Origin of the sequence: Catellatospora methionotrophica, from assembly GCF_011297335.1 — a bacterium.
GTDB lineage: Bacteria > Actinomycetota > Actinomycetes > Mycobacteriales > Micromonosporaceae > Catellatospora > Catellatospora methionotrophica.
Genome location: NZ_JAAOTJ010000046.1, coordinates 1 through 8,512 on the forward strand (window position 1 = coordinate 1; position 8,512 = coordinate 8,512).

6 protein-coding genes are annotated in these 8,512 nt (G+C 72.0%); 2 read left to right on the forward strand and 4 right to left on the reverse strand.

The genetic code is table 11. From position 1 onward, the window contains the following. Window positions 1-418: 418 nt before the first annotated feature. Window positions 419-982 (reverse strand): hypoxanthine phosphoribosyltransferase, encoded by a 564-nt coding sequence (hpt, locus tag HAV40_RS37690; RefSeq protein ID WP_166389110.1) that lies wholly within the window; start codon window positions 980-982, stop codon window positions 419-421. Between the two features lie 4 nt (window positions 983-986). Then, a complete protein-coding gene (locus HAV40_RS39030; protein WP_275413468.1) occupies window positions 987-1,109 on the reverse strand; it encodes a hypothetical protein in 123 nt (40 codons plus the stop codon). 140 nt (window positions 1,110-1,249) lie between these two features. Between HAV40_RS39030 and HAV40_RS37695 the strand changes: the two genes are divergently transcribed. After that, a complete protein-coding gene (locus HAV40_RS37695) occupies window positions 1,250-2,203 on the forward strand; it encodes a GlxA family transcriptional regulator (RefSeq protein WP_166389111.1) in 954 nt (317 codons plus the stop codon). A gap of 72 nt (window positions 2,204-2,275) precedes the next feature. On the opposite strand, the gene HAV40_RS37700 is transcribed toward HAV40_RS37695, so the two are convergent. Both HAV40_RS37700 and HAV40_RS37705 read right to left on the reverse strand, forming a co-directional pair. After that, a complete protein-coding gene (locus tag HAV40_RS37700; RefSeq protein WP_166389112.1) occupies window positions 2,276-5,569 on the reverse strand; it encodes a S8 family serine peptidase in 3,294 nt (1,097 codons plus the stop codon). A gap of 120 nt (window positions 5,570-5,689) precedes the next feature. Beyond that, window positions 5,690-7,273 (reverse strand): gamma-glutamyltransferase family protein, encoded by a 1,584-nt coding sequence (locus tag HAV40_RS37705; protein ID WP_166389113.1) that lies wholly within the window; start codon window positions 7,271-7,273, stop codon window positions 5,690-5,692. A gap of 59 nt (window positions 7,274-7,332) precedes the next feature. Here HAV40_RS37705 and HAV40_RS37710 point away from each other — a divergent pair, with 59 nt between their 5' ends. Next, window positions 7,333-8,415, forward strand: coding sequence for a zinc-dependent metalloprotease (locus tag HAV40_RS37710; RefSeq protein ID WP_166389114.1), 1,083 nt, complete (start codon window positions 7,333-7,335; stop codon window positions 8,413-8,415). The last annotated feature ends 97 nt before the right edge of the window (window positions 8,416-8,512 follow it).

Below are 8,512 nucleotides of genomic sequence, written 5' to 3' on the forward strand. Positions count from 1 at the left end.
ACGCTGGGCCGCCAAACCCGGGCGGCCCTTTACGCGCCCCCGACCCCCACCCCGCTCCGCGTAAGAGGTACGAACGCTCACACAACTACGGGGAAAAGCGACAGAGGTTACTTAGTCAGTCAGGTAACCCACTAAACGGCTCCCGTGGAGACGTGGGCGGCTTGCTTGCGACCACGGGTAACGCCCCACATGACGGTGTTTGGGGACAGTTGTGGGGACTGTGGGGAGAGGGGGGAGCCAAGTGTGGGGCGTAACTGACTTGGCAGAACCTAAAAAACTCCGCTCAACCCCACCCACCGCAACCACTCCTACCGGAGCGGAGCAGGGGGTGCCGCCGGAGAGAGCGTAAAGGGCCGCCCGTTCTTGGCGGCCCCCAGCGAACCCGGCGGCACCCCCTGCGGAGCGCAACCACAAACGATCAGCGCTGATAAACCTCAGGCTTGAGAATCCCCACGTACGGCACCTCGCGATACCGCTCCGAGTAGTCAAGCCCGTACCCCACGACGAACTCCGTCGGAATATCGAACCCGACATACTTGACCGGCACAGGCACCTTGATCGCCTCCGGCTTCCGGAACAGCGCGACGACGTCCACCGACTTCGCCGACCGCGACTCGAGGTACTTCAGCAGCCACGAGAGCGTAAGGCCCGAGTCGACGATGTCCTCGACGACGATGACGTGTTTGCCGGCGATGTCGCGGTCGAGGTCCTTGAGGATGCGGACCACGCCGGAGGAGGTGGTGCCTTGGCCGTAGGAGGAGACGGCCATGAACTCTAGTTCGGCGGGGGGGCCGCCGACTTTGCCTAGTTCGCGGGAGAAGTCGGCCATGAACATGACCGCGCCCTTCAGGACGCATACGAGAAGCAGGCCGTCTACCGACGCGTAGTCGGCGGCGACCTGCTTGGCGAGCTCGGCGGTTTTAGCGCGGAGCTCCTCTTCAGTGATGATCACACGGTCAATGTCCGCGTCGTACCAGCCCATGTGGTCAAGACTGCCGGATGAAGGACCTCTGGCGCACGTCGGGGTCGGAATTGGTGACGATCATCCCGAGCTGGCCCGCGACGCCGGTGGCCAGGAGGAACACGAGTAGGAAGAGGAAGAGCTCCATGACGGCCTCACCATTTCGGAGTGGTTTGGGCCGGTGCGCACCGGAGTGAATTAAGTGTCTCGTGTCCGGTTCGGTGGGGACAGTGGCAGGAATGCCGCAGTACCTCGATTTTCTGCCATTCATCGAGTAGCGTGAGTCACATGTCGCTGTATCGGGTGGCCGTGCTGGGGTTGGACGACGTCGCGCCGTTCGAGCTGGGGGTGTTGTGCGAGGTCTTCGGGACTGATCGGACGCTGGACGGGTTTCCGTCGTACGAGTTCGCGCTGTGCAGCCCGGATGGGGGGCCGATCCGTACGCGGTCGGGGTTCGGGGTGGTGCCGCACGCGGATCTGACGCCGCTGGCGAGTGCCGATCTGGTGGCGGTGCCGGCGCACCCGCTGGCGTCGGAGGTGCCCGCGGTGGCGGTGGACGCGCTGAAGGCGGCCGCCGAGCGGGGGGCCTGGATCCTGTCGGTGTGTTCGGGGGCGTTCCTGTTGGGGCAGGCGGGGCTGCTGGACGGGCGGCGGTGTACGACGCACTGGAAGCACGCGGCGCTGCTGGCGGAGCGGTATCCGACGGCGCTGGTGTCGCCGGATGAGCTGTACGTGCAGGACGGGCGGGTGATCACGAGCGCGGGGACGGCGGCGGGGATCGACGCGTGCCTGCACCTGGTGCGCCAGGAGCAGGGGGCGGCGGTGGCGACGAAGCTGGCGCGGCGGATGGTGGTGCCGCCGCACCGGGCGGGTGGGCAGTCGCAGTTCATCGAGGCGCCGATGCCGGAGCAGGTGGACTGCGACACGTTGCAGCCGCTGCTGGAGTGGCTGCTCACGCACCTGGACGAGCCGCTGACGGTGGACGATCTGGCGTCGCGTACGCACATGGCACCGCGGACGTTCGCGCGCCGGTTCCGGGCGGAGACCGGGGCGACGCCGCACGACTGGCTGACCCATCAGCGGCTGCTGCTGGCCCGCCGCCTGCTGGAGGAGACGGAGCTGAGCGTCGAGTCGGTGGCGAGCCGGGCCGGGTTCGGCGACTCGGCGACGCTGCGCCACCACTTCCGCCGCCGGATCGGCACCACTCCGGCGGACTACCGCCACACCTTCCGCGCCGCATGAGAAGGGCACCTTCTGCAACGCATGGCGTTGGGAAGGTGCCCTTCTTTACGTACGCAGGCTGGGGAGCTGCGGTTACGGGCCGATCACCGGGATGCGGGTGCGCACGACGGTGGTGCCGGGGACTTCCGGGCTGGTCATGCTCGTGGTGACGCGGGCGTCGGAGGGCGTGACACCGCGCAGTTTCACGGTGTACGACGCCACGCCGCCCGGGTGCCCGCCGGTGCTCTGGATCCGCAGGTCCGGGCCGGGCCGCTCGGTGCGCAGGGTGCCCTTGCCGAGGGCGTTCTCCGCGCCGACCGCGAAGACCTTCGCGCCGCCGGGCAGGTTCTTGGCGTCGTACGCGAAACGGATGTCCTCGTCCTCGCCGGTCGCCAGCCAGACCTGGAAGCGCTGGGTGTCGTCGGTGCCGAAGCGGTTGACCCGCCACTCGACGACGATCCACTCGACCCCGCCGCCGCGTACGGCCGCGACGCGCACCCCGTCGGCCGCCGAGCCGTCGAGGTCGGCCCAGTACGGGGCCAGCACGTTGTTGGGGCGGTCGGCGTCGGGGGCCTGCTCGCCCTCCTCGCCGGGCGGGGCGAAGCGCACGTCCTGGGCGGTGCCGCCGCCGACCACGAGGTAGCCGTTGGAGACGACGCCGATGCGGGTGTAGGTCTGGCCCGCGTACGCGAAGGCGGGGGTCTCGTAGCTGATCATCTCTTCGTCGCCGATGGCGTCGGGGGCGACGGTCAGCGGCTTCCATGCCCGGTCGTCGAGGGCGGTCACACCGGGCAGGCCCGGTTCGATGCCGCGCAGCGTGGTGTCGTGGCTGACCTCGCGCGGGCCGTCCACGGTGGCCCCGCCGTCGACGCCGGTGACGGCGAGCGCCGGGTCCAGCCGGGTGGTCAGGTCGACGGACGCGTCGTCGTACCCGGTGTTGGCTGCCGTCACCGTGCACCGGGCGGCGCCGGCCAGCGGCACCTTCTTCGCCGAGCAGGTGCTGGCCAGCGTGACCTGGCCCTGCGACGGCCGGAAGGCGACCGGCAGGTGCAGCGCGGGGCTGCCGTCGGCCGAGGTCAGCCGGATCTCGCCGGACAGGTAGCCGTCCCCGGCGGCCCGGGAGTAGATCGTCACCGGCAGCGGCGCGGAGCCGCCTGGCGGCACGGTGAGCGCCGCCGGGACGCTGATCGCGCTGTCCTTCGGCGCGGTGCTGGCCACGGTGTACGTCTGCACCCGGTCGGTCATGTTGCGCAGGGTGCGGACGGTGGACAGCCGGCCCGGCATGATCGGCGCGTTGATCGACGGCAGGTTGAGGTCGACGGCGTGCACCTCGTCGTCGGCCAGTGTCATCATCCGGCCGGCGGTGTCCGACACGGTCAGCGTGACCTGGTCGGCGCGGTCGACGGCGATCCGCCCCGCGCCCATCTCCTGCGGCCCGGCCGGGGTCGTGCCGTCCTCGTTCTTCACGTCGGTGACCGCGGTGGTCATCAGGGCCGATTTGAGCTCTCCCGGGGTCCAGCCGGGATGCCGGGAGGCCAGCAGCGCCGCCGCGCCCGCCACGTGCGGCGAGGACATGGAGGTGCCCGCGATGGCCTGGAACAGCTCACCGGCGGGGCCGCCCGCGCTGCCGTCCGGGGTCGGCGTGTGACCGGCCAGGATCTGCACGCCGGGCGCGGTGACGTCGGGCTTGAGCGCGAGCCCGCCCGGGCCGCGCGAGGAGAAAGCCGCCATCACGTCGCCGGTGCCGGGGCTGGCCTGACCGGCGGTGATCGTCGCGATGACGTCGGGGTTCGCGTCCAGGAACTCCAGCACCGACGGGTCGGCCAGGTGCACGGTCGGCAGCCAGTGGTTGTCGGTCTCGACGTCCTGGACCTTCGGGTTGTAGAGGACCATGCCGACGGCGCCACCCTCGCGTACGTTCCAGCCCTTCTCGACGCGGGTGTTGCCGCCGCGCTCGCAGACCACGATCTTGCCGGTGAACTGGCCCTTCTTCGCGGGCTTGGCGCAGGTCGCGCCGCCCTTGTAGCCAGGGGCGTCGGCGGCCCGCACCAGCGGGGCCGGGCCCGCGCCCGCGGTCAGCGACGCGCCGCTGAGCTGCTTGGTCACCGTGCCCGCCTGCAGGGTCAGGCCCGCGCTGAACTCGCGGCGCTGGGTGGAGGCGGCCACCGTGGTCACCCACGGCGACAGGTGGTTGACGGTCCCGGCGTCGGGTCCGGAATTGCCCGCCGAGGCGGCCACGAAGACCCCTGCGGCGTACGCGTCGAGGAAGGCCATCTCGACCGGGTCGCTGAACGGGTCGGTGCCGCCGGAGATGGAGAAGTTGACGACGTCGACGCCGTCACGGACCGCCTGCGCCACCGCGGCCGCCGAGTCCGAGGACATGCAGCCGTTGGCCCCGCAGACCTTGTAGGCGCTGACCCAGGAGCCCGGCGAGACGCCGTGCACCGGGCCGCGCTCGACGCCGAACACCTTCGCCGAGGCCAGCACGTTGCCCGCCGTCGTCGAGGCGGTGTGCGTGCCGTGCCCGTCGCTGTCGCGCGCCGACTTGTACGTCTCGTCCGGGAACGCCTCCAGGTAGGCCTTCAGGAACGGCGCGCCGCCGATCAGCTTGTTGTTGCAGCGGAACACGTCCTTGACCGGGGTCAGCGGGTTGTCGCCGAAGTCGCAGCGCCGCGCCGAGCCGTCCGTCTTGGCCGGGGGCGCGGCGAGCACGCCCTGGTCGGCGAAGGACGGGTGCTCGGGCCACAGGCCGGTGTCGAGTACGCCGACGATGACGCCCCTACCCGCCTGGCTGGTCGGGGCCCCGTTCGCGCCCGCGCCGCTCTGCAGCACGTCCGCGCCGATGAAGGAGCTGGACGAGTCGGTCAGCGGCTCGCGCAGTTCGTCGCGCTGCACGGCCACCACGCCTTCGACGGCGAGCAGCTTCTTCACCTCGTTGGCGGGCAGCGTCAGTGCGACGCCGCCGTACACGGTGCGCAGGCTCTGGCCGACCCGCGCCGCGGGCAGCTTCGCGGCGAGCGCCGAGGCGAAGTGCTGCTCGCGCTGGGCGAGGTACTGCTCGTAGGCCCGTTCGGCGTCACCGCCGCGCAGGCGTACGCCGGTGGCGGCGGGGCTGGTCGCGGCCAGGCCGGGCACTCCGCCCGCGTAGCTGGCGACCGCGTCGTGGTCGAGTTTGACCAGCACCGGGATGCGCTCGCCGTCGGTGCGGTCGAGCAGGCTGCGGTCGGTCTTCGCGAGTCGGCTGGTGGGCGCGCGCCCGGCCGTGGCCCGCGCGGCCGGTTGAAGTTTCTGCGGGCCGTCCGGCGCGGCCGAGCCGCTGCCCGCCGGTATGACCGCAGCGCCCGCCACCAGGGCAAGCCCGCAGCCAATCCGGACAAAAGTAGCCATCTTCACACTGCCGTCAACGACCACCCGTATCCCCGGGACTTGCCGCCGAGGCCGCCGACCTACTCCCGTTCCAGCCGCCCCGAACCGCTGGATAGCCCGGCGGCGGCCGGGCGGGCCGGGTCAGTAGGCAGCGGCCTGGCCGTCGGCGCGGGGTTCGGAGCCGGCGACGTAGCCGCCGGGGATACGCCAGATGGCCTGGCCCATGCCGAACGTGGAGCGATCGGTGGCGACGGTGACCTCGTGGCCGCGAGCCCGCAACTCCTCGATCAGCAGCGGGTCGAACTCGGGCTCGACCTCGACCTGGCGCGCGGTGTGCCAGTACCAGCGGGGCCGGGTCAGCGCCTCCTGCGGGCCGAGGGCGTCGTCGGCGGTCGCGAGCACCAGCTGCAGGTGACCCTGCGGCTGCATGTGCCCGCCCATCACACCGAACGGTCCCAGCGGATCGCCGTCGCGGAACAGGAAGCCGGGAATGATCGTGTGGAACGGCCGCTTGCCGGGTGCGGCGACGTTCGGATGCGCCGGGTCGAGGCTGAACCCGGCCCCCCGGTTCTGCAGGCCGAAGCCGTACTCCGGGAGCACTACGAACGAGCCGAAGCCCTGGTAGGTCGACTGGATCAGGCTGACCATCATCCCGTCGGCGTCGGCCGCGGCCAGGTAGACGGTGCCACCCCGCATCGGGTCGCCGGGCGGCGGGTCACCGGCCCGGTCCCCGATCAGCGCCCGCCGCCGCGCCAGATAGGCGGGGTCGAGCAGGTCAGGCATCGGGTACGCGGCCGGGTCGGCGACGTACGCGTGCGCGTCGGCGAAGCCGAGTTTCATCGCCTCGATCTGCTCGTGCAGCCCGTGCCCCGGCAACCCGTCCAGCAGCGCGAGCGCCTGCAGCGCGGCCACCCCCTGCCCGTTGGGCGGGATCTCGTACACGGTGTGCCCGCGATAGTCCGCGCGCACCGGCTCGACCCAGGTGCTGGTGTGCTCGGCGAGGTCGGCGGCGGTGAGCAGGCCGCCGGTCTGCGCCGCGTACGCGACCAGCGCCTGCGCGATCTCGCCCCGGTAGAACGCGTCGGCGTGACTCCCGCCGATCAGCCGCAGCGCCCGGCCCGCGCCCGGGTTGCGGAACAGCTCGCCGACCTGCGGCGCGCGGCCGCCCGGCGCGTACACATCCGCCCAGTCCCGGCACTCCGGCTGGGCCAGCCCGCGATGGACCTCGACGGACTCGGCCCAGCGCCGGGCGACCGTCGGCGACACCGTCCAGCCCTGCTCGGCGTAGTGCACGGCGTCGGCGAACAGCCGCTCGAACGGCAGCCGCCCGAACCGCGCGTGCAGGTCCTGCCAGCCCGCCGGGGCACCGGGCACGGTCACCGGCAGCCAGCCTCGGGCCGGTGGGGCGAGCGCAGCCTGGGCCTGCCCGCCACCGAGCGCGCCGCTGGGCGGCTTCGCGGCCGCCGTGAGGGCGGCCAGGCTCAGTGCCGCCGGTGCGCGCCCCGAAGCGTTCAGCCCGTGCAGCTCCCTGCCGTCCCAGACCAGCGCGAACAGGTCGCCGCCGATGTCGTTGGAGCCGGGCTGCACCTGCGTCAGCGTCACCGCCGTAGCCACCGCCGCGTCGACGGCCGAACCGCCCTCGCGCAGCACGGCCAGGCCCGCCTGGGCGGCCAGCGGCTGACTGGTGGCCACGACGCCCTGGGGCGCATAAACCGCTTGTCGCATCCCTAGATCCAAACACGTGGCGCGGGGCGATATGGCTACGGGAGAGTAGGTTCTTACCTATGGCTCTCGTGGACTGGGATCTCGCCTCGACCACCGCCGCGCGTCTCGGCCCGACCGGCCCGTCGGTGACCCTGGCGGAGGCCACTGCGGTCGTCGCCGACCTGAGAAGGCTCGCCGACGAGGCGATCGGGCACGTCGCGGGATACACGAAGATGACCCCGCAGGTGCCGGACGCCCCGGTGCGGGTGGTCGACCGGCGCACCTGGGCCGACGTCAACGTGCAGGGCCTGCGTACGGTGATCACGCCGCTGACCGACAAGCTGGAGGAGAAGGTCGGCTTCCTGGGCAACCTGGTCGGCGCGAAGGTCACCGGCGTGGAGGCCGGGGCGGTGCTGGGTTACCTGTCCGGCAAGGTCCTCGGCCAGTACGACATCTTCGCCGCGCCGCCCGCCGAACCCGGCCGCCGGGTCGAGGCCGGGCAGCTGCTGCTGGTCGCGCCGAACATCGTCGCCATGGAGCGCCGGATCAAGGCCGACCCGCGCGACTTCCGCCTCTGGGTCTGCCTGCACGAGGTCACCCACCGGACCCAGTTCACCGCCGTGCCGTGGCTGCGGGACCACTTCCTGGGCGAGGTGCGGGCCTTCATCGAGGCCACCGAACCGCCGACGGACAACCTGCTCAGCCAGGCCTACCAGCAGTTCGGCGCGGCGATCAAGGCCGCCCGCGCCCCCGAGGGCACCCGTGGCGCGTCGCTGCTGGAGGCCGTGCAGACGCCCGAGCAGCGGGCCGTGCTCGACCGGCTCACCGCAGTGCTGACGCTGCTGGAGGGCCACGCCGAGGTGGTCATGGACGGCGTCGGGCCGCAGGTCATTCCGAGCGTCGCGACGATCCGCGCGGCGTTCGACCGCAAACGCAACCCCGGCAACCCGCTGGAGCAGTTCGTCCGCCGCCTGCTGGGCGTGGACATCAAGATGCGGCAGTACGCCGAGGGCCGCGTCTTCGTCCAGTCGGTGCTGGACCGGGTCGGCATGGACGGCCTGAACCAGATCTGGACCTCCAAGGACACCCTGCCGACCCTCGACGAGATCGCCGACCCCGACGCCTGGGTGTCCCGCGTCGTCACCGCCGACTCCCGGGGATGAGGCTCGACCCCTCGGTCGCCGCCATCCGCACCGCGATCCGCCACACCCTCACCGCCCTCCCCACCCCCGCCTCCCCGCCCTCGCCCCCGCCCGCCCC